This window comes from Acinetobacter sp. TUM15071, from assembly GCF_008980925.1.
GTDB lineage: Bacteria > Pseudomonadota > Gammaproteobacteria > Pseudomonadales > Moraxellaceae > Acinetobacter > Acinetobacter dispersus.
The window spans coordinates 26,311-50,852 of record NZ_BKGB01000023.1; the positions used below are offsets into that span (position 1 = coordinate 26,311).

Annotated in this window: 24 protein-coding genes; 12 read left to right on the top strand and 12 right to left on the bottom strand. The window is 40.7% G+C overall.

The window, feature by feature from the left end; translation table 11 throughout:
• Positions 1-164 precede the first annotated feature (164 nt).
• Together hpt and guaD are read right to left on the bottom strand one after the other, a co-directional pair.
• On the bottom strand, positions 165-695 hold the full coding sequence (gene hpt / locus GBI66_RS17405; RefSeq protein ID WP_005146279.1) for a hypoxanthine phosphoribosyltransferase: 531 nt from the start codon (positions 693-695) through the stop codon (positions 165-167).
• Positions 696-921: 226 nt separating this feature from the next.
• Complete coding sequence (gene guaD / locus GBI66_RS17410) at positions 922-2,238, bottom strand: guanine deaminase (RefSeq protein ID WP_151716951.1); 1,317 nt, start codon at positions 2,236-2,238, stop codon at positions 922-924.
• Positions 2,239-2,425: 187 nt separating this feature from the next.
• On the opposite strand from guaD, the gene GBI66_RS17415 reads away from it, so the two are divergent.
• Positions 2,426-2,899, top strand: a complete 474-nt coding sequence (locus GBI66_RS17415; protein WP_151716952.1) for a hypothetical protein — start codon at positions 2,426-2,428, stop codon at positions 2,897-2,899.
• A 227-nt stretch (positions 2,900-3,126) separates the two neighbouring features.
• Here GBI66_RS17415 and GBI66_RS17420 read toward each other — a convergent pair whose 3' ends face one another.
• Together GBI66_RS17420 and GBI66_RS17425 are read right to left on the bottom strand one after the other, a co-directional pair.
• On the bottom strand, positions 3,127-4,287 hold the full coding sequence (locus tag GBI66_RS17420; protein ID WP_151716953.1) for a glutathionylspermidine synthase family protein: 1,161 nt from the start codon (positions 4,285-4,287) through the stop codon (positions 3,127-3,129).
• 22 nt (positions 4,288-4,309) lie between these two features.
• Positions 4,310-4,699, bottom strand: coding sequence for a hypothetical protein (locus GBI66_RS17425; protein ID WP_151716954.1), 390 nt, complete (start codon positions 4,697-4,699; stop codon positions 4,310-4,312).
• 175 nt (positions 4,700-4,874) lie between these two features.
• Here GBI66_RS17425 and GBI66_RS17430 point away from each other — a divergent pair, with 175 nt between their 5' ends.
• Entirely contained in the window at positions 4,875-5,477 is a 603-nt protein-coding gene (locus tag GBI66_RS17430) for a nucleotidyltransferase family protein (protein ID WP_151716955.1), read from the top strand.
• A 51-nt stretch (positions 5,478-5,528) separates the two neighbouring features.
• On the opposite strand, the gene GBI66_RS17435 is transcribed toward GBI66_RS17430, so the two are convergent.
• Positions 5,529-6,485 (bottom strand): TerC family protein, encoded by a 957-nt coding sequence (locus tag GBI66_RS17435; RefSeq protein WP_005186297.1) that lies wholly within the window; start codon positions 6,483-6,485, stop codon positions 5,529-5,531.
• Between the two features lie 376 nt (positions 6,486-6,861).
• Between GBI66_RS17435 and GBI66_RS17440 the strand changes: the two genes are divergently transcribed.
• A complete protein-coding gene (locus GBI66_RS17440; protein ID WP_151716956.1) occupies positions 6,862-8,058 on the top strand; it encodes a low temperature requirement protein A in 1,197 nt (398 codons plus the stop codon).
• 62 nt (positions 8,059-8,120) lie between these two features.
• Here GBI66_RS17440 and GBI66_RS17445 read toward each other — a convergent pair whose 3' ends face one another.
• Positions 8,121-9,038: a LysR family transcriptional regulator gene (locus GBI66_RS17445; RefSeq protein WP_151716957.1), complete on the bottom strand. Its 918-nt coding sequence runs from the start codon at positions 9,036-9,038 to the stop codon at positions 8,121-8,123.
• 105 nt (positions 9,039-9,143) lie between these two features.
• Here GBI66_RS17445 and GBI66_RS17450 point away from each other — a divergent pair, with 105 nt between their 5' ends.
• The 4 genes from GBI66_RS17450 to GBI66_RS17465 are packed head-to-tail and all read left to right on the top strand — an operon-like array spanning position 9,144 to position 12,965.
• Positions 9,144-10,376 carry an acyl-CoA dehydrogenase family protein gene (locus GBI66_RS17450; protein ID WP_171494335.1) on the top strand — a complete coding sequence of 411 codons (1,233 nt, stop codon included), beginning with the start codon at positions 9,144-9,146 and terminating at the stop codon, positions 10,374-10,376.
• A gap of 12 nt (positions 10,377-10,388) precedes the next feature.
• Positions 10,389-11,510: a phosphotransferase family protein gene (locus GBI66_RS17455; RefSeq protein ID WP_151716958.1), complete on the top strand. Its 1,122-nt coding sequence runs from the start codon at positions 10,389-10,391 to the stop codon at positions 11,508-11,510.
• The gene (locus GBI66_RS17460; protein WP_151716959.1) at positions 11,507-12,205 is read left to right on the top strand and encodes a histidine phosphatase family protein; all 699 of its coding nucleotides are present in this window, start codon (positions 11,507-11,509) and stop codon (positions 12,203-12,205) included. The genes GBI66_RS17455 and GBI66_RS17460 overlap by 4 nt, the downstream gene beginning before the upstream one ends.
• 16 nt (positions 12,206-12,221) lie before the next feature.
• Positions 12,222-12,965: an SDR family oxidoreductase gene (locus GBI66_RS17465; protein ID WP_151716960.1), complete on the top strand. Its 744-nt coding sequence runs from the start codon at positions 12,222-12,224 to the stop codon at positions 12,963-12,965.
• A gap of 248 nt (positions 12,966-13,213) precedes the next feature.
• Here the strand turns inward: GBI66_RS17465 and mpl are convergent, their stop codons facing one another.
• Positions 13,214-14,575 (bottom strand): UDP-N-acetylmuramate:L-alanyl-gamma-D-glutamyl-meso-diaminopimelate ligase, encoded by a 1,362-nt coding sequence (gene mpl, locus GBI66_RS17470; RefSeq protein WP_151716961.1) that lies wholly within the window; start codon positions 14,573-14,575, stop codon positions 13,214-13,216.
• A 222-nt stretch (positions 14,576-14,797) separates the two neighbouring features.
• Here mpl and GBI66_RS17480 point away from each other — a divergent pair, with 222 nt between their 5' ends.
• From GBI66_RS17480 to GBI66_RS17495, 4 genes are all read left to right on the top strand, one after another.
• On the top strand, positions 14,798-15,151 hold the full coding sequence (locus tag GBI66_RS17480) for a DMT family protein (protein ID WP_005186310.1): 354 nt from the start codon (positions 14,798-14,800) through the stop codon (positions 15,149-15,151).
• Positions 15,152-15,287: 136 nt separating this feature from the next.
• A complete protein-coding gene (gene purE, locus GBI66_RS17485; protein WP_033134266.1) occupies positions 15,288-15,800 on the top strand; it encodes a 5-(carboxyamino)imidazole ribonucleotide mutase in 513 nt (170 codons plus the stop codon).
• A gap of 11 nt (positions 15,801-15,811) precedes the next feature.
• A complete protein-coding gene (locus GBI66_RS17490; protein ID WP_151716962.1) occupies positions 15,812-16,933 on the top strand; it encodes a 5-(carboxyamino)imidazole ribonucleotide synthase in 1,122 nt (373 codons plus the stop codon).
• A gap of 598 nt (positions 16,934-17,531) precedes the next feature.
• Positions 17,532-18,830: a lytic murein transglycosylase gene (locus GBI66_RS17495; RefSeq protein WP_151716963.1), complete on the top strand. Its 1,299-nt coding sequence runs from the start codon at positions 17,532-17,534 to the stop codon at positions 18,828-18,830.
• Between the two features lie 59 nt (positions 18,831-18,889).
• Here GBI66_RS17495 and GBI66_RS17500 read toward each other — a convergent pair whose 3' ends face one another.
• The 5 genes from GBI66_RS17500 to GBI66_RS17520 form a co-directional block, all read right to left on the bottom strand.
• The gene (locus GBI66_RS17500) at positions 18,890-19,261 is read right to left on the bottom strand and encodes a hypothetical protein (protein ID WP_005186315.1); all 372 of its coding nucleotides are present in this window, start codon (positions 19,259-19,261) and stop codon (positions 18,890-18,892) included.
• A 131-nt stretch (positions 19,262-19,392) separates the two neighbouring features.
• Positions 19,393-20,301 (bottom strand): matrixin family metalloprotease, encoded by a 909-nt coding sequence (locus GBI66_RS17505; protein WP_151716964.1) that lies wholly within the window; start codon positions 20,299-20,301, stop codon positions 19,393-19,395.
• Positions 20,302-20,686: 385 nt separating this feature from the next.
• Positions 20,687-21,598, bottom strand: coding sequence for a matrixin family metalloprotease (locus GBI66_RS17510; protein WP_151716965.1), 912 nt, complete (start codon positions 21,596-21,598; stop codon positions 20,687-20,689).
• A gap of 389 nt (positions 21,599-21,987) precedes the next feature.
• A complete protein-coding gene (locus GBI66_RS17515; RefSeq protein WP_151716966.1) occupies positions 21,988-22,896 on the bottom strand; it encodes a matrixin family metalloprotease in 909 nt (302 codons plus the stop codon).
• A complete protein-coding gene (locus GBI66_RS17520) occupies positions 22,893-23,309 on the bottom strand; it encodes a hypothetical protein (RefSeq protein ID WP_151716967.1) in 417 nt (138 codons plus the stop codon). Before GBI66_RS17520 ends, GBI66_RS17515 begins: the two co-directional genes overlap by 4 nt.
• Before the next feature lie 184 nt (positions 23,310-23,493).
• Between GBI66_RS17520 and GBI66_RS17525 the strand changes: the two genes are divergently transcribed.
• Positions 23,494-24,378 carry an MBL fold metallo-hydrolase gene (locus tag GBI66_RS17525; RefSeq protein WP_151716968.1) on the top strand — a complete coding sequence of 295 codons (885 nt, stop codon included), beginning with the start codon at positions 23,494-23,496 and terminating at the stop codon, positions 24,376-24,378.
• The last annotated feature ends 164 nt before the right edge of the window (positions 24,379-24,542 follow it).

The following is a 24,542-nucleotide window of genomic DNA, read 5'->3' on the forward strand; positions in this document are numbered from 1 at the left end:
TCTGTAGTGGATTGCCTATTTGTGTCGTATTTTTGTGCATTCTTTAGCAAGGTTTGTTTAAGATCAAGCCATAAAAAAGGTGCCCGAAAGCACCTAAAGTAAGAGCAATGTTCAGCTCATTACATCTGTCTAAGCATCGATAAAATATCTACGATGTTTATAAATTAAAGACCAATCTCACCGATAAAAGGCAGATGACGATATTTTTGATCAAAATCCAAACCATAACCCACGATAAAACGATCTTCGACTTCAAAACCTAAAAATTTTACTTCTAAAGGAATTTCACGGCGTGATGGTTTACTGACCAAGGTACAGAGTTCAATTGAGTTTGGATTACGGGTTTTAAGCATCTCTACCACTTTGCTTAAAGTGTTGCCTGAGTCGATAATATCTTCAACCACAAGTACATCTTTACCGTGAATTTCACCATCAAGATCTTTGAGGATCTTTACGTCACGTGATGAAATCGTCGTGCCATTAACGTAACTAGAAACAGTCATAAAATCGAGTTCGTGTGGCTTTTCAATTGCACGGCATAAGTCTGCCATAAAAATAACTGACCCACGCAATAAGCCAATCAATACCAGTTCTTTATCACTTTGAGCATAGTGTGCATTGATTTTTTCGCCAAGTTCTTTCACTTTGGCTTGAATCTCTTCACTTGAAATCATAATGCGCATTGCAATGGTCATCGGTAGATTCCTAACACTTTAAAAAATGGAAAAATAAAAAAGGTGTTGACCTGCAACACCTCGAAAACTTGAGCTAATGTGGGAATTTTAAAACAAAATCACATTTCATGCACCTTTTGATGATGAAGAATATGTATCATTTTGAGATAAGCGACTGTCACGTTTTAATAGAACAGCACATCCTATGGCGAATAACATTAACCCAAGTCTTTGTTTGTTTAAAATTTTAGTTTTGGCTATAGGCTTTTTGTCCATAGATATAAGTTGCCTCAATATTTCGGTCATCGCCCATAGTGAATAAGGCAAATAAGCTGTCATCAATCGACTTTGAGCGCGACTGGCGTAGTTGCTGCAATGCTGTCGGTTTCAGATTTAATACGACAAAATCAGCTTCTTTACCCACGTTGAAGTTACCGAGTTTATCATCGAGATCCAAGGCTTTTGCGCCACCCAGTGTCGCATGATAAAGCGATTCGAAAGCAGAGAGCTTATTGCCTTGTAACTGTTGTACTTTGTAGGCTTCATTTACGGTTTGCAATAAGCTAAATGAGGTCCCTGCCCCAACATCTGTACCCAAGCCGACTTTCACTTGCTGTTCCCATGTCTTTTTCAATGGAAATAAACCACTGCCCAAAAACAGGTTTGAGGTTGGACAGAAAGCAATGGCAGAGTTTGTGTCATGCATGCATTTCCATTCAGCATCTTCCAAATGGACACAATGGGCGAATACAGAGCGTTGTCCGGTTAAACCATAATGATGATAAACATCCAAATAACCTTTTTGCTCAGGGAATAGGTCTTTCACCCATGCAATTTCGTCTTTGTTTTCGCTTAAATGAGTATGTACATACACATCTGGGAATTGTGCTTTGAGCTGTCCTGCTTTTTCGAGTTGTTCAGGTGTAGAGGTCGGAGCAAAACGTGGGGTAATTGCATATAGCGCACGACCTTGACCATGCCATTTCTCAATCAGGGCCTTAGAGTCGTCATAGCCGCTCTCTGCCGTATCGCAAAGGGCTTCCGGTGCATGACGATCCATCATCACTTTACCTGCGATTAAACGCATCTGGTGCTGTTCTGCAGCTTCAAACAAGGCATCAACCGACTCTGGGTGCACGGTACAGAAGACCAATGCTGTGGTGGTGCCATTTTTGAGGAGTTCATTGACAAAAAATTTGGCAATTTCTTGCGCATAAGCTTTGTCTTTGAACTGAATTTCGGTTGGGAAAGTATAAGTGTTTAACCAGCTTAATAGTTGTTCGCCGTAGGCACCGACCATCTCCGTTTGTGGAAAATGGATATGTGTATCGATCATACCAGGGATGATCAATTGCTCTGGGTAATGCTGAATTTCAACATTTGCAGGAAGATGGGCTTGAGCGTCGTTCCACGTGCCAAACCAGCGGATTTTACCTTGTTCAGTAATGAGCACACCATCTTCGATATAACGAACCTGATTGGCAATTTCAGCAGCTTGAGAAACGGTTTTTTGAATATCTAAGAAACGACCACGAATTACCGTGATTGGAGTAGCCAAAGTCATAACAACCTACAATTTTACTTTTTTCGATTGATTGTACCCGATTTTGCTAAACTTACTGGATTAATCGCCTAATTAAAGCCATTAAAACGTGTGTAAATGTGAGTAATAGATTGAATCAATTCACTTTACATTTGAGCCGAAATGAGTAAATTGTCAGCAATAATGATACTTCTTGAGAAAAATACACATGTATTATTGGAATACCAAAGCTTTGGCGCATGAGTTGGCTGAAGATACTTTAAGTAAACAACATTATAAGAACTATTATCTTGCGGCGGCATTGGTGGTGAGTGTGGTGTACTACTACGGTATGTATTCGCCTTATGTTAATGTTCGTGTGATTGGCCTTGAAGCAGCTTTAACCCTTATGATTATGGTTATCGGGATACAACGTACGTATCAGGCCAATGGTGGTGATCAAGGTATTCATTTCTTGAATCGGATTACGGCTTTATCCTTTCCGATTTTGATGCAGACGACGGTTGCGGGGATTGTATTTGGTATTGTGCTGTTAGCGATTTATCAATATTTTGCTTTAGAACAGACCGCATTTGAGATGTGGTATGAGTGGTGTGTTTCTGCCTTTACAGTTTTTCTGCAAATTTTATTTTTTACTCGCTTGGCTGCCTATATGAAACGTGTAGCAGCACATACGATTTAAGTAAATCTCTATGATTATATGGATTTCAATTTAGTCGATTAATTTTGTATAGGCATTTTCCTTACTTTTGATGGATCAAAAGTAACAAAAATCCTCTGTTTAGCTGATGATACATCCATGTATCACAGCTAAACCAACGGCATCCCTGCCGTTTAGACCATAGGATATTGTGGGGTTTTCAAAAAATAAAAACTGTAGATGACTTATCTAGATATAAATCTTGTCTTTTACTCTACAAAATAATGTGCAGCAAAATGGGCATCATTGCCAATGATGTCATAGCAGTCCTCACGGATCGACATACCTGCACATTGATGTCCAACCATCCATAATCCTAAAGTTGGTAACTGACCTGAAAAAGATGGTGTATCTACCCATTTTTGTACCACATAGCCGTGTTTATCATAGTCTTCAAAATAGAAGCTGCCTGATGCAGCACCTTGATCTAGACCATCTTGCAATACCCGAATATTAGCCCCTTCCCTTGCTAAAATTGGCTTTCTCACCCATTTATCAGACAAGGTTTGCTGTGGGTCAAACGGATGTGTCTCGACCAATAAAGGGTGATTTGGATAGCGTTTCCATAGCTCGACTAAAATCGCTTTATTGGAGAGCAACATTTTCCAGCAGGGCTCAATCCATTGTGTTTGAGGGTTAAGGTATTGGGCAAAAGACTCTTCCCAAATCCATTCCCATGGATAAAGTTTAAAGAGGTTGTGAATAGGATGATGATTTAAATCAACAAAACCTTGCCCATTCCAGCCAATATTCTCGATTGATAGCTCAGAGACCTGTAGATGTGCCTGAAAGGCAGTATCCATTAAATATTCTAGATTGCCCCAATCCTCTCGTCCTGCTTGCTGACATGCAGCAAAATGGATATGGCTGCCACGTGGCAGAATGGTTTTCCAACGTTTAATCAGGTCTTCATGAATGCTATTAAATTGGTCTCGATTAGGAATACCTGAAACTTGTTCGATCCATAGCCATTGCGCTACAGATGCTTCCAGTAAGCCTGTTGGCGTATCAGCATTGTATTCCAGCATTTTGATGCTGCGACCATCGTAAGTGAAGTCAAAACGTCCATACAGCATCGCTGCATTTTGTTGCCATGATTGCTCGATATGTGCGATAGCCGCAGTCGGAATATGGAAGTAATCGGGGTAATCACCACGCTGAATCAGATCACCAACTATAGATAAACACATTTGATGTAATTCATTGGCAGCATCTTCCAGCTGTTCAATTTGTTTCAAGCTAAATTCATAGGCAACACCTTCCGACCAGTAAATTGAACCGTCCAGTGAGGGTAAATTAAAATAATCAAAGCCAATATTTTGGTGTTCAATTTGCCAATCTGTGCGTGGTGTGAAAATTTTTCTTTTCATTTTTGAATATCAGTTTTTGGAATTAACCACCAAAGGAAAAACCGCCACGACCAAAGCCACCGCGAACAGGAGATGATGCAGAATAAGTTTTTGCAGTGGTTGATATGGAAGGTTGCCCAACGCTGAGATTGGTACGAGGGCTTAAAATATTGCCACGGAACGAGACTTCACGATTGTTTTGATAATATTGAGGTCCTAAATAACGCCCTGAGCCAAAGCCACCATAATAGCGAACCCCCGCACTTGAGCCGCCACTCCCCGAGCTATTTTCTTCCTCACAGGTCTCAGTATTCCAGTCTGTTGCACAGTCATATTGGCTGTTGTAAACATCTTGAACCAATGGACCATCATTATGGCTACATGCAGTTAATAATAATGGTACAACGACTAGGTTAATTTTTTTAGAACGCATGATGAGACCCCACTCATTTTAATTGGCATGATCAACACTCATTGGTCAACAGCCTTGTTTTATTATGTTTCTGATTAGGAAAGCCGACATATAATATTGATCTATGCTTTTAAAGTACAGAGTCGTAAGGCATGATTATGTATGGATTCAATCAATATATGCGGCTGATTGACGTATGAAAAAAACGCATGAGTATTATCAATCGATTCTTTTTGAATTAATCACTCAATCCCCTGCGCTTTCTGCAATATTGCAGACATTGTCTCATTTACATCCTCATGCCTATTTAAGTGCTGGGGTACTTCGAAATACCGTATGGGCGTATTTACATGGTCAATCTTTTGACTCGCAATATAGTGATGTAGATGTGATTTATTGTGATGCAACAGAAATAGATCAGCATTCACAAAAGCAACTGCAACATAATCTAGAAAGATTATTTCCACAACAGCAATGGGATGTGGTCAATCAGGCATTGGTGCATACATGGTATCGCGGAGAAAATGGCAAAAGGATTCAGCCTTTAACATCGGTTGAACACGCCTTATCGTTGTGGCCTGATACTGCAACAGCCATTGCGGTACGCGTCAATGCCTCAGGAGAACTGGAATTGATTGCGCCCTTTGGTTTGCAGGACTTATTTGAATTGAAGTTGCGTTGGAATTCAGCACTGGTGAGCTATGCCACGTTTAAAAAACGGGTTGATTCCAAACAATGGTTACAACAATGGCCTCAATTAAAAGAAGTTGATCCAAAAATAGAACATATTGGGCAATGAGTTCCAAATAAAAAAGGCCTTCAATTGAAGGCCTTTTTTAGGTTCAGCTTATTATTGAGCTTGGCGTTTATTATGGCGTAACGATAGATACGCGGTAATGCTTAATACCAGTACGATAAAGCCTAACGAGATCCAGATTGGCATATGGAATACATCGAGCAATAACATTTTCGCACCGATGAACAATAAGATGATGCCTAAGCCATATGGTAAGTAATGCATTTTACTTGCAGCACCTGCCAACAAGAAGAACATTGCACGTAAGCCTAAAATTGCCATTAAGTTTGCAGTTAAGACAATGAACGGGTCACTGGTGACGGCGAAAATCGCAGGAATAGAATCCACCGCGAAAATAACATCAGATGCTTCAACCAAGATCAAGACTAAGAATAATGGCGTTGCCCACAACACACCGTTCTGACGAACGAAGAAGTTATTACCATGTAGTTGTGGTGTGATACGCATGTGTTTGCGTAACCATTTCAATAGCTTGATATCTTCAATATTGGTGTCTTCTTCATCTTGTCCTTTCAGGAACTTAAAGCCCGTGTAGACCAAGAACGCACCGAAGATATACAGCACCCAAGAGAACTCTTGTACGAACCAAGCACCAATAAAGATAAAGATGGTTCTTAGGATGATCGCGCCCAATACACCATAAAGCAGGATTTTACGTTGAAATGCAGGTGGAATCGCAAACGCTGCGAAAATCATTAGCCAGACAAAGACGTTATCAATTGCCAGCGATTTTTCCAGTAGATAACCTGCAAAGTATTCCATGGTTTTTTGGTTTGCAATGGTTGCTCCTACGGTTTGCTGTAGGTAGAACCATAAACCACCACCAAAGATCGTTGCGACCGTCACCCACGCAATGCTCCAGTAAGCTGCTTGTCGAATAGGTACATCTTGGTCTTGTTTTTGTTTAAAGCCTAAAAAGTCGATCAGCAGCATGACTGTGACAAGGCCGAAGAACACGACATATAGCCATAAATTACCGATAGTTTCCATCACAACTCCCTATCTGGCAAATGGACATAAAAAAACCTTGACCAGTTGCCAGATGAATTAATACATCTGTTTCAACATGATCAAGGTCTTGCCTACATCACGATGGATCGTGATGCTCAGAGTCCGACTTTTTGCAAAGTGTAATGACGAAACTCTGACACCTAAGCTATTTGTGACTTAGGTTTGGAGGAGGCTACTCCCCTTGTCAAATTCTGTATGGATAATGCTATCCAAAGATGTGCATAGAATTACACAAATAATCGATTTAAGCAAATTTTCAATGCATAAATTTTAAGCATTTTTATGATCGAGGTGATAGGTAAATTCATGAAGATCGATTAAGTTAGCACTTAAGGTATTATTCCGAGAATAAGAGATGAGTGCTGAAAAAAATCAAAATAAAACACGAAAATTATTTGCTCCTCGTGATCCTGAAGAAGCCCATCGTGCGGCTACACCTTTAGAACTATTATTTGACCTGATTTTTGTGGTGGCAATTGCAACCGCAGGACAGCAACTTCATCACGCAATCATTGAAGGTCATTTATGGCACGCTTTGCCAACCTATTTTATGGTGTTTTTTGCCTTGTGGTGGGCGTGGATGAATTTCACTTGGTTTGCCTCAGCCTATGACAATGATGACACGCTGTATCGTTGTTTGACCTTTGTCCAAATTGTTGGCTCATTGGTGATGGCTGCTGGCATTCCTGCGGTTTTCCAAGAACATAATTTCGATGTGATTATCATTGGTTATGTGATTATGCGTTTGGCTTTAGTGACCCAATGGATTCGCGTCGCCAAGCATGATCCTGAACGGAGGGTAACAGCTTATCGCTATGCTGTTGGCATAGTTTTGGTGCAGTTGGGATGGTTAATCGGCAATTTCAGCGCCATTCACATGACCCCTCTGCTGTTCCTCATTTTAGTTTTGGCTGAACTCGCTGTACCTCTTTATGCTGAGAAGCATGCAGTAACACCATGGCATCCACATCATATTATCGAGCGTTACAGTTTGCTCACCATCATCGTGTTGGGAGAGTCGATTATTGGCAGTTTTGCCGCAACGCAGGAAGCTTTTTCCAATCATGACGTGAATTTTAAGGAAATCTTTTTAGTGATTGGCGGACTGTTGATGATGTTTGCCATGTGGTGGGTCTACTTTGACCGCAGTCATCATCACCATCAACGTCGTGGGGTACAGCCTTTTTTATGGGGCTATGGTCATTTTTTTATCTTTATCAGTATTGCTGTATTAGGTGCAGCTTTAGCCGCCGCTGTTGATGTTTCAACTCAACATGCTCATATTTCCAGTCAAATGATGGGATGGCTGATTGCTGCCTGTCTGGCGATTTATAGCACCTATATTTGGTTATTTTACGAGGCATTTTATTTATCAGGATGGAGACGTTGGCTCTATCCAATCACAGTGATGATCCTCTTTTTGATTCCTTTGTTTTTTGCCGATATTGGCTATATCGTTTTTGCGATGGCAGTGATTTATATCCTGCGTCTTCTCATTTCCAAACTGTATTTGATGAAGTGGAGTGATGAGCAGTTGGCATCCAGCAAATAATCAAAGCGCTGCGATTGCTTAGCTTAGGAGAACAAGTGAGGGATGGGATACACTCGCTTGTTCTAATTAAAAATTTTTAGAATTTCAGTACGTAAAAATTGATGACGCGGGTTTTGTGTGACGTGTTCATGCCAATACATGCCCATATTGATTTTAGGCAGTTCAGTGGGTAAAGCATGAATCTTCAGATTTTCAGCATAATGTAGATGTTTGAGGATACTTTGAGGAATAGTCAGTATTGCATTTGGGTATTGAGCCAAGATTTGTAGTGCTGTCGAATAATGCTGGCAACGCAGGAAAATTTGCCGAGACAGTTGTTGGCGATTGAGATAAATATCCTCCAATAATAAGCCTGTACGCCGTGACGACACGCCAATATGCGGTGATGATAAATACAGCGATAAATCCATGTCTTGTTGCTGGGTACAAACTACAAAATGGTCTTCAATCAGATTTTCAAACTGTAAATGATCTTGATGTGGTTGAACCAGATCAATGACAAAATCAATTTGTTGGGCGGAGAGATCTGCCAGCATGTTTTTACGGTCCAGCTTGGAACTCAAAAATTGGATATCCAGATTCAGTTGGGCAAAGTGATTGACCAATTGCGGGAAAATAATCGGTTCGATTTCATCATGAATGGCGATTTTCAGGCTTTGCAGCATGCTTGGAATAAAAGCATGCTGAGGGATTGCAATCTGTTGGATGGTAAGCAATGCGGCCTGAATCGGTTGATAAATTTGTTCAGCATAAGGGGTTGGTCGCATTTTTTGCCCGCTACGGACAAATAGCTCATCACCTAACTGAGTTCTTAAGCGTTGTAATGCATGGCTGACCGCAGACTGGCTGATACAGAGTAATTGAGCTGCTTTTGAAATGCTGTTTTGCTCAAAAATGGCAATAAAAAGCGGATAGAGATTAATATCAATGCGATGGAAATTGCCCACTTCCAGTGGATGGCTATTATGAATCTGATTCATAGTTTTGAATAAAATAAAATCATTTCATTCATAATAAATTTTCACTTATGGTGATGTAAAGCAGCGAATCAATATTCGCCATATTTTACATTGAGGGAAATGATGATGTTTGCATTGTCTGAACGCGCACAGGACTTTATTGCACGAACTAAAGCCTTTATCCAACAAGAAATTGAACCGATCGAAAAGACATTCTGGGATGAAGTACATCATCGCAATGTTGATGGTGACTGGACCAAGTGGCAATGGCCTGAACAATTACAACAATTGAAAGATAAGGCAAAAGCGGCTGGCTTGTGGAACATGTTCTTACCTGATGCAGACCTCGGTGCAGGATTATCGGTTCAGGAATATGCACATATTGCTGAACTCACAGGACGTAGCTTACTTGCACCCACCGTATTTAACTGTAACGCGCCTGATAGCGGCAATATGGAAGTGTTATGGCGTTATGGTAGCGATGAGCAAAAACAACAATGGCTACAACCCCTGCTTGCTGGTGAAATCCGTTCCGTATTCTGTATGACAGAACCTGCAGTGGCGTCCAGTGATGCCACCAATATGCAAGCCACGGCGGTGATTGAGGGCGATGAGATCGTCTTGAATGGCCGTAAATGGTGGTCATCTGGTTTGGGTGATCCGAATGCCAAAGTGATTATTTTCATGGCTTATACCCCTGACCCAAACAAAGACCGTCATCATCAACATTCAATGGTACTTGTGCCGATTGATACCCAAGGCGTGACCATTGAAAGAATGTTGCCTGTGTTTGGCGATTACGATGCACCGCATGGGCATGGACAGGTCAGTTTTGACAATGTGCGTGTACCCGTCAGCAGCTTTATTGGTGGTGCAGGCCAAGGTTTTGAAATCGCTCAAGGTCGTTTAGGACCAGGGCGTATTCACCATTGTATGCGTTGTATTGGTGCTGCTGAAAAAGCCTTGGAGCTGATGATTGATCGCGGTATGTCACGCAAAGCTTTTGGTAAAGAAATCCTGAAATTGGGCGGTAATTTAGAGCGTGTCGCAGATGCACGTGTGCAGATCGATCAAGCGCGATTATTAACGCTATATGCCGCTTATAAGATGGATACCTTAGGCAATATGGCGGCTCTGACAGAGATTTCTGCAATCAAAGTAGTGGCGCCGACAGTATTACAGCATGTGGTCGATATGGCGATCCAGATTCATGGTGGTGAAGGCGTTTCACGCGATACTCCACTGACTGCATTTTTTAATCAAGCGCGTAGTTTACGTTTGGCCGATGGACCTGATGAAGTCCATAAAGGCATGATTGCCAAATTAGAACTCAAAAAACGTGGCTATGGTCGTTCATAAGGATAAAAGTAAATGGCAGTAATTGATGTTGGTGGTCAAGTTCGTCACGGTGAAGAACTAGATATCGCGGCGGTTGAAAGCTGGTTAAAAAACCAAGGTGTGGATCTGCAAGGACAGGCGCAAGTGACCCAATATTCGGGTGGCGCATCGAATTGGACCTATCGTTTGCAGTATGACAATGCTGATCTCATTTTACGTCGTCCACCCAAAGGTACCAAAGCCAAATCTGCGCATGATATGGCACGTGAATACAATGTGCAGAAGCATCTTGCGCCGTTCTACCCTGTCCTGCCTGAAATGATTGCACTGTGTCAGGACGAGGGCGTGATTGGCTGTGACTTCTATGTCATGAAACGGATTGAAGGCATTATTCCGCGTGCCAATTTACCCAAAGAATTACAGCTGGATGAGCCACAAGTACAGCAGCTGTGTCTGAATGTTCTGGATAAATTGATTGAACTCCATCAAGTGCCATATCAAGGTACAGAACTGGAAAAACTGGGCAAAGGTGAAGGCTATTGTCGTCGTCAGGTTGAGGGTTGGGATGCGCGTTACAGTAAGGCATTGACGCCAAATGTGCCTGATTTTGCTTTTGTGCGTGAGTGGTTGTTGGAACATATCCCTGCCGATGCTAAAACTTGCGTGATTCATAATGACTGGCGTTTTGATAATGTCATTTTAGATCCACAACAACCGACTAAAGTGATTGGGGTACTGGATTGGGAAATGGCGACATTGGGTGATCCATTGATGGATTTGGGCAGTGCACTCGCCTATTGGATTCAAGAGGATGATGATGCTTTGATGAAATCTAGCCGTCGTCAACCGACCAATTTAAAAGGCATGCTGACACGGCAACAAGTGGTGGATTATTATCTGGAAAAAACAGGTTTAAAGCCTGACAACTGGGCATTCTATGAAGTGTTTGGTTTGTTCCGCTTAGCGGTGATTGCGCAACAGATCTATTATCGTTATTACCACCAGCAAACCGATAATCCCGCCTTTAAAGATTTTTGGATCATGATTCATGCCTTACATATTCGGGCCTTAAAACTGATTGCGCAAAACCATCTACAAGCACAGCAATTGATTCTCGAATACGGGGCAAAACTACAGGATATTTTAAAACGATGACCACAATTTATTTGGTGCGACATGGGCAAGCCTCATTTGGTGCGGCAAGTTATGACCAGCTTTCAGCCAAAGGCGAACAACAGGCACAGGTCGTCGGTGATTTTTTTAAACAGACCCTAAAGCAAACGCCGCTGATTGTGGCAGGTTCAATGCAACGTCATCAGCAAACAGCACAATTGGCCTTATCACAAAGTTTTCAGGATGCAGCGATTCAAACTGAATCGGTATGGAATGAGTTTGATCATCAACAGGTGTTTGCACAATACGAACCACGCTTTAATCAACCTGAATTGCTGAAACAGGATGTCGAATTGATGGCCAATCCACGTGCTTATCTGGCCAAAATCTTTGATGGCGCAATAGATCGCTGGATTGGAGAGCAATATGACCATGAATATCATGAGACCTGGTTAGGTTTTCAATCGCGTGTAGAAAGTGCTTTACACAGTTTGTGCCAGCAGATTGATGCCACACAACCCCGTCAGGCGGTGGTATTTAGTTCTGGTGGAGTCATTTCGGTGGCGGTCGGTCAGGTATTAGGTCTGGATGCTAAACAGATTTTTGCACTGAATTGGTCGATTGCCAATGCCAGTATTACCACGTTACGTTGGACAGATGGTCGTTTGCAATTACTTAGTTTCAATGAGCATCATTATTTGAAAACACATGATGCGGAACTTCTCACATGGATTTAAAAAATAGGTGGCAGGAATGGCAAAGACGATTTTAATTACAGGTGCAAGTTCGGGCTTGGGTGCAGGTATGGCGCGTGAATTTGCCGCCAAAGGCTACAATCTGGCACTTTGTGCACGACGTTTAGAGCGTTTGGAAGCTTTACAGCAACAGTTACAAAGCCAGTTTTCGATTCAGGTCAAAATCAAGACCCTTGATGTGACTCATTACGATGATGTGTTTACGGTTTTTAAAGCCTTTCAGCAAGAATTTGGGACAATTGACCGAATTATTGTCAATGCTGGTGTGGGCGATGGCCGCCGTATTGGAAAAGGTCATTTTGAAGTGAATCGTGCTACGGCAGAAACCAATTTTATTTCTGCCTTGGCGCAATGCGAAGCTGCGGTTGAAATTTTTAGAGCGCAAAATAAAGGTCATTTGGTGGTGATTTCTTCGATGAGTGCGATGCGTGGTTTACCGAAGCATTTATCGACCTATGCCGCTAGTAAAGCCGCAGTGGCGCATTTGGCCGAAGGGATTCGTGCTGAGTTGTTGAATACGCCAATTAAAGTCTCAACGATTTTCCCAGGTTATATTCGTACCGAGTTGAATGAGGGTGCCAAGAAATTACCGTTTGAAGTGGATGAAAAAACCGGAAGCAAGGCTCTGGTGAAGGCGATTGAGAAAGAACCAGTGAAGGCTTATGTGCCGCAGTGGCCGTGGTTGCCAATGGGAATTGCAATGAAAATTTTGCCGTTGAAATTGGTGAATAAACTAAGTTGATTGCAATTTTAAATGCATGGACAAATATGTTTATTCGGCAATATTTCACAGCCTCATATAGGCTGAATAGTCGAGTTGTTTGGGTATAGGCGTTTCATTACTTTTCAAAGATGAAAAGTAACAAAAATCTTTTGTTGAGCAGAGGGTACATCCATGTCACCCCTGCTCAACAGGCGGTATCCATGCCGCCTGTCACGATAGTGAATACTGTGACAAGATTAGATTATGAAAGTAGGCTATGAGCTAGATTACGACAAAGCTGTAATTAACTTTTGGTGTAAACCACCAAAACCACCATTGGACATGATCACCACAGCATCGCCCTCACCTGCTTCATTGACCACACGGGCAATGATGTCATCTAAAGAGCGACTGACTTCAGCCTTGTTTGCTGATGCTGAGATTACAGGTTGTAAATCCCAATCCAAGCCTTCTGGTTGATACCAAATCACTTCATCAGCTAAACGTGCTGAATGTGCCAAACCATCTTTATGGCTGCCCATACGCATGGTATTCGAACGTGGTTCAATGATCGCCCAAAGTTTACGTTCGCCTAGACGTTTACGTGCGCCATCGAGTGTGGTTTCAATCGCAGTTGGGTGGTGGGCAAAGTCATCATAGACTTCGATGCCACGCACCGTACCTAACAGCTCCATACGGCGTTTAACACCACCAAAGTTGGATAATGCTTCACACGCCTGTTCAAGGCTGACACCCACGTGTTGTGCAGCCGCAATGGTTGCTAAAGCATTGGCAACACTGTGTTGCCCTGTCATGTTCCATTTCACTTCACCAATCACTTTACCGTGTTCAAGCACTTTAAAGTGACTGCCATCGGCACTGATCAACTCAGCAGATAAAGCTGCTTGATCATTTGGCTCTAGACTGGTACGAATCACTGGTGTCCAGCAACCCTGCTGCAAGACTTCATCAATATTGGTTTCAGTAATGGGCGCAATAATACGACCTTCACTCGGAATGGTACGGACTAAATGATGGAACTGTTTTTGAATCGCAGCGAGATCATCAAAAATGTCAGCGTGGTCAAATTCAAGATTGTTTAAAATCGCTGTTTTAGGGTGATAGTGAACAAACTTAGAACGTTTATCGAAGAAAGCAGAATCATATTCATCTGCTTCTACACAGAAATATTTGCCACCACCTAAACGTGCACTTTCACTAAAACCAAGCGGTACGCCACCGATCAAGAAACCTGGATTTAAACCTGCTTGATCAAGCACCCAAGCCAACATGGTAGTAGTAGTGGTTTTACCATGTGTACCCGCGACACCAAGCACATGTTTGCCTTGTAGCACATGGTCTGCCAAAAACTGTGGACCAGAAATATAAGGAAGGCCTTCATTCAGCATGTATTCAATCGCATCAATACCACGTTTCATGGCATTGCCGACAATCACAAGATCAGGATGGGGTTGCAAGTGACTACGGTCATAGCCCTGCATCAATTCAATACCTGCATTTTCCAGTTGAGTCGACATTGGTGGATAAACATTGGCATCTGAACCTGTGACTTTATGTCCTAAATCTCGTGCTAATAGAGCCAAAGACCCCATAAATGTGCCACAAATACCCAAAATATGCAGATGCATAACGCGCCTTCTCCACTGCTTTTCATACAGCACTGATATCGTGTGTATGATTGTCGTTATCAATAAAAATCAAACGCAACGATAGCAAGGCTTGCATGGAAAAGATAGTCAAAATTCGTTGTTGTTGTTTAGTTCTAATTGCACAGATGAATGCTAAAATTTCAGCGTTTTTACAAGCATTTCACCTCTGCTGTTCAACCTTTATCTGGATAAAAGTACATTATGTTGAGCCCTACTCTTTTAGCGTTATGTTTGTTGATTATTTCCAACTGTTTTATGACTTTGGCGTGGTATGGGCATCTGAAAATTCTGCATGATGCGCCCATTTGGCAGGCAATCTTATTTAGCTGGTGTATTGCCTTGCTGGAATACAGTTTTATGATTCCTGCCACCAAGTTGCTCAACCAGCATGGCTGGAGTCTGGGTGAAATGAAAATCACTCAGGAAGTGGTGACGTTAATGGTGTTTGTGCCCTTTATGATTTTTGTGTTTAAACAACCCTTCAAACTCGATTACATCTGGGCGATGCTATGTTTAATGGGCTGTGTCTACTTTGTTTTTAGAAATCAAAGCTAATTTTTCGAGGCTTCAGTTAACGCGTTCTTTTGTTGGGGATGCCTGAAAAAACCGCTATAATATGTGCCAATTTATTCCCTTGTGCTTGGCGTAAGTCGAGATACTTGTCTATTTTTATCATGTTTTGGAAAAGCCAATGAATGCGGTCGCAACAGATAGCCAACCTTTAGTCGGAATTATCATGGGTTCTCAATCAGATTGGGCAACACTTGAACATACCGCTAACATGCTCAAACAGTTGGGTGTTCCTTTTGAAGCTGAAGTGGTTTCTGCGCATCGTACGCCAGATCGTTTATTTGAATATGCTGAAACAGCTCGTGAACGTGGTATTCAGGTAATTATTGCGGGTGCTGGCGGTGCTGCACATTTACCAGGTATGTGTGCTGCTAAAACTGATTTACCTGTATTGGGTGTACCGGTTAAATCATCGATTTTGAATGGTGTTGATTCATTGCTTTCGATTGTACAAATGCCAGCAGGTATCGCCGTAGGTACTTTGGCAATTGGTCAGGCAGGTGCGACGAATGCTGCAATTTTGGCGGCACAGATTTTAGGTTTAACTCGTCCAGACATCGCTAAAAATGTGGCTGACTTCCGTACTGCACAAACCGAAAAAGTGTCGAATAATAATATCCCTGGTCAAGTGTAACGGGGCTGAACATGAATAAAACGATTGGCATTTTTGGTGGTGGGCAGCTAGGCCGGATGATGGCACAAGCAGCGTTACCACTTAATATTCAATGCACCTTCTTTGAAGCAGAAACAGATTGCCCTGCTGCGATTTTGGGTCCAGTTTTTTCGAGCCAAACGGTACAGGGATTACAGGATTTTATTGCAAGCGCGGATGTATTTAGTCTTGAGTTCGAAAATACGCCTGTTGCAGATGTGGATGTTTTAACACAAAGCAAAACCCTGCACCCTCCTCGCCTTGCTTTGGCAACTGCACAAAATCGTTTGGCTGAAAAACGGTTGTTTGATGAGCTGAGCATTCCTGTTGCGCCGTATCGTGCTGTGGATAGCTTAGAGAGCTTAAAACAAGCGGTATCGGATCTTGGATTACCCATCGTATTGAAAACCGTAACGGGTGGTTATGATGGTAAAGGTCAATTCGTTTTACGCACTGAAGATCAAATTGAGACCGCTTGGGCTGAATTAGGTCCTGCAAAAAGCTTGGTTGCAGAAAGTTTTGTCAAATTTAGCCGCGAAGTATCGATTATTGCGGTACGTGGGCAAAATGGTGATGTGAAAACTTGGGCTTTGGCTGAGAATCACCATCATAATGGCATCTTGTCACACTCAATCGTACCTGCACCAAATAGCGCTGATTTACAGCCTGTTGCGCAAGACTATATTACCCGTTTGCTGAAGCATTTAGATTATGTGGGTGTTCTCACACTTGAACTATTTGTGACGGAACAAGGTTTATGTGCCAATGAAATGGCGTGTCGTGTGCATAACTCAGGTCATTGGTCGATTGAAGGTGCGATTTGCTCGCAATTTGAAAACCATATCCGTGCCGTTGCAGGCTTACCATTGGGTGCAACTGAAGTCATTCGTCCAAGTGTGATGATCAATATTATTGGTCAGCATCCCAAGTCAGAAGATGTTTTGGCACTGAATGGCGCACATTTACACCTCTATAATAAGTCTGAGCGTACTGGCCGTAAGTTGGGACATATTACTTTAATGCCAAATCATTCAGGTGATTTAACCGATTTATGCCGCCAATTGGCGAAAATATTACCTGTTCCATTGGCATTAACCGATGATATGAGCATCTAAACTTATCCACAATGCCTAAAAAAAGCGATCTTTGGATCGCTTTTTTTATTTCATATGCTTTTTAAATTTAAAAATACAGAAAGAGCCTGTTGTGGATAACTTGTTTTTGATATTTTGAATTTAAAATAGGGATTGTTGTTTGAATTTAAATGACAGTGGATAAGTATTTATGGGGTTTAAATTCAAAATAGAGATCCCGTTTTAAATTTAAAAATAAGGTGATAACAGGTTTTTAAATTTAAATGATAGGATGTGGATATCTATTGTCTCTATAATAATGATATAAAAAATAAAAGCTTATTGTTTTCTTGGCGTTCTGTTTGAATCACTTGCCATTTAACTCGAAGAAATGAATTTAAAAGTGGATAAGTTTTTTAAATTTAAACGATCGAGTTATCCAGTATTGTATTTTTTGAATTTAAATTAGGTTTGTTGATAACTTTTAAATTTAAAAGAAAGCCTGAATTATGAATTTAAAAGCAGTGTTTTAAATTTAAAACCAGAGAAATGAATTCAAAGTTACGTTTCCAAACTATACATCTTCATATAGCGTGTTAAGGTGGAGAGGAAATTTAAATTCAAAAGTTTTGGTTCAGTCATGAAACGTCATTTTTCTTTTTTTCTAGGCACTGCCTTATTTACTTTTTTCAATCAGGCGCATGCCGAGCTTGTGATTAACGGTGCAACAGTTTCGACACCCGCCACAACAGCGACTGTTGCCAGCAGTAATTATACGCCAAATTCCAATTTTCAGGGCTGTATTGCCAATTTGCGTTCGCAGGCAATCGCATCGGGTGTATCAGGCGCAACCTATGATCGCTATACGCAAAATTTAACGCCTGATTATTCCGTGATTGATAAATTAAATTATCAGCCTGAATTTTCGACACCGATCTGGGATTATTTGTCTGGCCTTGTGGATAACGAGCGCGTACAAGCAGGGCAGCAAAAACTTACTCAACATCGTGCCGTCTTGAACCGAGTTGAGCAGGCCTATGGTGTACCTGCCGAAACGGTCGTAGCAGTGTGGGGCGTCGAAAGTAACTATGGTGATATTTCGGGTAAATATCCTTTATTACAGGCATTGGGTACTTTGAGCTGTGAAGGTCGCCGTCAAAGTTATTTCCGTGGCGAGTTTTTTGCCACCATGCGTATTTTACAACGTGGTGATTTAACCCAAGATCAACTTTATGGTTCATGGGCTGGTGCATTTGGCCATACTCAGTTTATGCCATCAACCTATGAGCGCTTAGCCGTAGATTTTGATGGTGATGGTCGTCGTGATTTGGTTTCAAGTACCACCGATGCCTTAGCTTCAACCGCTAATTTCCTCAAACGGGCAGGGTGGCAAACTGGCATGCCATGGGGTTTTGAAGTCAAAATTCCACAAGGGATGTCGATCTCTGGTGAAAGTCGTCGTAATAAGAAAGCACTAAATAGCTGGATTGCACAAGGGGTAACCCGCGCTGATGGCACTGCGTTAATTCAAGGTAATTTATCGGGTAGTACGCCAGCAGGGCTGATTTCACCAGCGGGTGCTAATGGTCCATTATTCCTGGTATTTAAAAACTTCGATGCCATTTATAGTTATAACGCGGCTGAAAGCTATGGTTTAGCCATTGCGCATTTATCCGATCGTTTACGTGGTGGCACGCCATTTTTAACCGCTTGGCCAACCGATGATGCAGGGACATCCCGTGCAGAACGTCGTGAAATTCAACAGTTTTTAGTTCAACGTGGCTATGATATTGGTGCAGTCGATGGTTTGATTGGTGATAAAAGTCGTCAGGCCATTCGCCAAGAGCAAAGCCGTCTCGGTTTAAACCAGACTGGACGTGCAGGACAACAAATTTTACGTGCGTTCCGTCAGGAACAGGCGAAGCAAATGATGCAGTAAATCTATATCAGATAGAATAAAAAAGGTCTGCCCATTGCAGACCTTTTTTATTTGTATATTTAGGGTGCAGCGTCTAATTTAACTGCTTCTAAAATATCAAAAATCACGGCAGTTACATCTTGGCTTAAATCACGATCATTAAAGATTTCATAAGCGGTGATGGTGACATCAGTATCACTTGGTAACTGTTTTTGTTCTTCTTCAATTAAATGTTCGATCGGCAATAAAGTCTGTTTGACTTCTAAATGTAGAATCTCGTTATAAGCCACGTTTTCATCTTCCAACTCGACTTCTTGCTCATTGAAATAAGGAATTAAAATCGAGTGTAAGTAGGGGCTAATATCTTGAATATCTAAGAGTTCGATATCACGAGTCTGTTCAATCGTACTGATGTGGTCGTTCACTTCAATTAAGATATGATAATAACTCATGCTGATCTCCGTTAAGGCTAAGATGATGTTTTAACTCCACAATAACATGAATAAATCAAAACAATCGACCCATTCTTGTTATTGCTTAGCACTTCATCTTATATCTAACGATCATGTTCAAGAGATCTGTTTTAATCAGCCAAACCGAGTAACTTTAGGTCTGTATCAGTGAGCTGAAAATCTTTGGCATCTTGTTCTTTAATCCGTGGATACATTAATGACTTCGGATCACGGGTATGTTTTAGGCCCAATGCATGTCCAAATTCATGTGCTAGCGTTAAGCGTAGGTCATCAGTAGACGAAAATTCATAAATAAAAATCTGTGTCCCATCAAATTGACCTTTATGCAGCACTTCAGGCTTAAATGTTTCATTAAACTCATTTACAGAAGCACTTAATTGTTGGTGAATTTGTTTGGTTTTTTCTGCTTTTAACTGATTTTGTTGAACTTTTTGGTTGTATTCAGCAATTTTGTTTTGCAACTTTAAGGCCTGTTGTTGCAATTGTTGCTGCTGTTTTTGCAGTGTAGAGAATAATGCTTTATTGCTGCTGTCTGCCTTATATTGTGCTAAGCCTTGCTGATATTGCTGAACCTGAGTGTCATAGGCTTGTTTTTGAAGCTCAAGCTGCGCATTGCTTTCAGTCAGTTCTGCATTGATCTGCTGTAATTTCTCATTTCGATCGAGCCAATCCTGTTGTTCTTGCTCGAGTTGGCCTAAGCTTTCAGCACGTTTCATACTACGAATTTGACGCTGGTCAAAAACGAGATTAATCACGAAATCGGCATCAGGATCATAAACAAAATATTTTTGACCCGTGTTCTTTTCCCAAATTGCAGCAGCCTGTTGGCTTAATTCGATCATTTGCTGATGATTGATATTCAAGCGTGGATCAAGCTCAGCAATACGGTAACGTAGAGGCTGTTCTGTACTATAGCGAACTTGCGACTGCGTCGATGCAGTCGAAGAAATTTTAGCAAAAGCGGGAGCAGGGGCTAGCAAGGTAAAACATGCAGCCATCAGGAGAGACAAAAGACGCATAACGGGAGATAAAACATGAAAGAGATCACATTTTATTCAATTAAAACCATTAGTCAAATTGATGGTCTATATAGTTTCTTATAACTTTTAAAGATATTTCTAGAAAATGAATAAAAATACATTTGTAGAAATAGGGACGAAAAATTATGATGAATAAAAGCAATTTGTTTATTAAATGATCTAAAAATAAAATGAGAACAAATATTTATTTTTTATTTTTGGATATATTGAATCGCTGAAATTTTATCGTGGTACTTAAAAAATAGGTTTTTCACACATCTAAAAAATACATTCTATTTCACATAAAATATTTATTTGTTTGTACAAAAACTATACTTGGAGTCTAGTCAATGTTAATTCTTGTAAACAAAAACCGCTGTTGTTATCAATAAATAGCTTTTACCAAATCTTTATCTGAATCGGTGAGTGCGAATTGCTGGAAGTTTTGTTTTTGAATGACAGGGTACATCAGTGAGTGTGGATCATTGGTATGCTCTAGACCGAGAGCATGTCCAAATTCATGTGCGAGCGTTAAACGTAGATCATTTGCAGAAGAAAATTCATAAATCAGGATTTGTTTACCATTGAAATGACCTTTATGCAGTAAATGTGGCTGAAATACCTGATTAAACTGACTTGCCGATGCCACCAACTGTTGATTGGTTTGATTTAGGTTTTGAATGCTTTGGTTGAGTTGTTGTGTTCGTTGATTATGTTCTTGAACTTCTCGCTGTAGTAATAATGATTGTTGTTCCAACATCTTTTGTCTCTGAGAGAATTGCTGAGCCAAATCTTTAGAGCTAGAACGTGTTTGATTGAAACGGAGTACTTCTGCATTATATTGCTGGAATTGGGCATTCAATTGAGCTTGTTTGCTGGCAATTGATGCGGTACTTCTTTGGATCTCATTTTTTATCAGTTGCAATTGCTGATTTTGATTTTCCCATTGTTTTTGCTGTTGTTTAAGTTGATCTAAACTCTGTACACGATCGACACTGCGTTGCTGGCGCTCATCAAAAACTAAATTAATAGTAAATTCAGCTTGTGGATCATAAATAAAATTTTGTTGTCCTGTTTCTTGCTCCCAAAGCTTAGCGGCTTGTTGGGTGAGTTCAAGAACTTGTTGCTGACTGAGATTGAAGCGGGAATCGATATCCGCGATACGGTAATGTAAGGTTTTTTTAATGGTTTGATGCTGATGTCCGCCAATAGGATTTGTATTGGTTTGGGCATTACTCAATTGAGGCGTTATCATGCTTATACAAGCAATCAAGACTGCTAGATAATGAACTCGCATTGTAAATCTCCCCAAATAAAGACTTATTTTTCCTCATTATTTTGCGAGCGTCAAAATGCTATCTAGTTAATAATTAAAAGTAAAAACTGTGACTTTTTTCCAAAAAATAAAAAAATGAATCGAATGATTTGCACAATAATAAAAATGATGCTTTGTGTGTTTTTTAAGCATAAGCTTAAAAATATCAAGGTATTAAATTCACCCTAATGAAAAATGGAAAATTCGACGTAAAGAAACCCTATAAATCGCCTAATTGTTAACTTTTGTAAATATTATATAAAATGGTAAAGTTTTTGAATTTTAGATAAAAATTTGTTTATTTGTGACATTTATCGTCCATCATTTTTTATTGTTTGAGTCGGTGTTTTATCAGTAATATTCTGCGGCAGCTATCTTGCCAACAATAAATCACGATCTGACTGAGTTAAACGGAAATTCACTGTATCTTGATCTCTCATGATCGGATGCATCAGCGCTTGAGGATCATCGCTATGTTGTATTCCCAATGCATGACCTAATTCATGTGCAAGTGTTAAACGTAGATCATCTTCAGATTCAAATTCATAAATTAGAATCTGTTTACCATTAAATAAACCCTTATGAAATAAGTGGGGCTTAAAGCGTTGTTTATATTGAGTGACTGAAGCATTCAGTTGCTGATCCAAAGCATTGAGCTCATCAATCTGCTGATTTAACTCTGCGATTCTCTGATTATATTGATTAATTTCTTGCTGTAATAAATGCACATTTTGCGTTAAGGCCTGCTGTCGTTGTTGAAAATATTCAAGATTGGCAATCGAGTTTCGGTTTTGCTGTGCATTTTGTTGTTCTTGATTGTAGGATTGGATTTGTTGGTTAAGCTGCTGTTGTTTTAAATCGAGAAATTGCTTACTACGAATAATCTCCTGTTCGATTTGATCAAGTTTTTGTTTTTTTTCTAGCCAATGCTGCTGATTGGATTGTAGCTGACTTAAATGTTCGCGACGTTGTTCACTTTCTTGTTGGCGTTCATCATAGATCAAGTGGATTGCAAGTTGCGCATGCGGATCGTAAACAAAATAATCTTGCCCAGTACCATCTTTCCAGATTTGGGTCGCTTGTTGGCTAATTACTTTCACTTGTTCTATGCTGAGTTTAAAGCGCGTGTCAACTTTGGCAATACGATAGCGCAGGCGAGTATCAAAGGGGCTGCTAATACGATCAGTGAGCGAATTAAATTTAAGTTGTGGGTGTTGGCGGGTTTGATAACCCGACCAGAATATAAAGAGCAGTAATGCAATAATGATGGCGAGTTTCATTCAGTATTTTTTTTAAATAACGGTTGATACAGACTTGGTACGACTAAAACTCCCCAGATAAGCGTAGAAAGTATGTTACCTAGCTCATAAAAAATGGCGCCAAAACCAGACATGAATGTCCAAGAGTAGCTTGGTAAAAGATAAATAAGTAACAGTGGGAAAAAACTATAGATATAAATCTTTCTTGCCCACTCTTTAAATAGTAGCAAACCAATCAATACAACAAAAAAACCGATACTAAGCAGACCTGAAATGAGCAATTCCCAGTGCTGAACATCTCTGGATAACAGCTCACTAATTTCAATGGAAGTTGCATCGTACGCATCAAATATTGCACTTATAAAAATACAAAGTAGCGAAGATATAAGGATTAATCTAAATTTAGTTTTAGTCATTACGGGATCAGTTTTCATCTTCTGTCTAGGTATCATTCTTTTAATGTTTTGGATTATACAGAAAAAAAGCTCAGTTTATTTAAACTGCTATGCTGATGATGCCATTGAAAGGGAACAATCTTCCAGTTACTTGTTATTCATTTGAACAGCTGCCATATTGAATTTTATTGCTGAATATCAATAAAAATGCAAAGGAACATGCATGTTGAAATATCTACTTAAAGCACCTGATGTTGCATGGGCTGCGGCTTCTCCCGCACCGGCAAAGGCAGAAAATCTAAAAATTAAATATTTGGGGACTGCGGGGTTTATCTTGTCTGATGCCAATCGAACCTTAGTACTTGATCCTTTTATTAGCCGCCCAAGTCTTTGGCAGACCTTTACTCAACCTTTATCTAGCGATCCAGCCTTGGTCAAACACTATATCCCTGATGCGGATGAGGTGTTGATTGGGCATGCGCATTATGACCATATTCTGGATGCCGCAGAAGTTTGCAAACAAACAGGTGCTCGCCTGATTGGTTCACAGGCCAGTGTGATGTATGGGCGTTCCGCAGGCTTACCTGAGCAACAGATGCAAGCCACACACGGCAGAGAGGTGATTCACTGTGGCGCGTGGCAAGTGGTTGGTTTGCCTTCAATCCATGGTAAGGCGCTGTTTGGTCGTGTTCCATTAGCAGGAGATATGACCGTACCACCACCGTTTCCACCGAAGTTTCATCAATTGCGACATGGATTGGTATTGAACTGGTGGATTGATACAGGGCAACTGCGTATTGTTCACATTGATTCCGCTGATTTTATTGAACAAGAGTTGCAGGGTAGACAGGCAGATATCGTGTGTCTGTGTGCGATTGGGCGTAAATATCGTCCAAATTATGTCAAAGATGTAGTACGGCTATTGAAACCAAAATATATTATTCCATGTCATTGGGATACGATGGTCACACCAATTGATGCACCACCGCAGTTGTTGCCAGGGGTGAATATTCCTGAGTTTATTAAAGAAATAAAAGCCTGTGGTGTCGTACCTTTGTTTATGCCGATTCTAGGTGAGTTGTATTTTGATCAATCTAAATCTATCTAATAACCACTTTTTATCAATTGGTTTTAATTCATTGTGAGCGCAGCCCAACAGGATGGTCTCCATGCCGCCTCTACAATAGCGAAAACTAATTTGAGTTTAAGTATTGATTATAAAAAATTTAATGCAAAAAAAACCGCGCTTGCGCGCGGTCTTTTCTAAAGAGA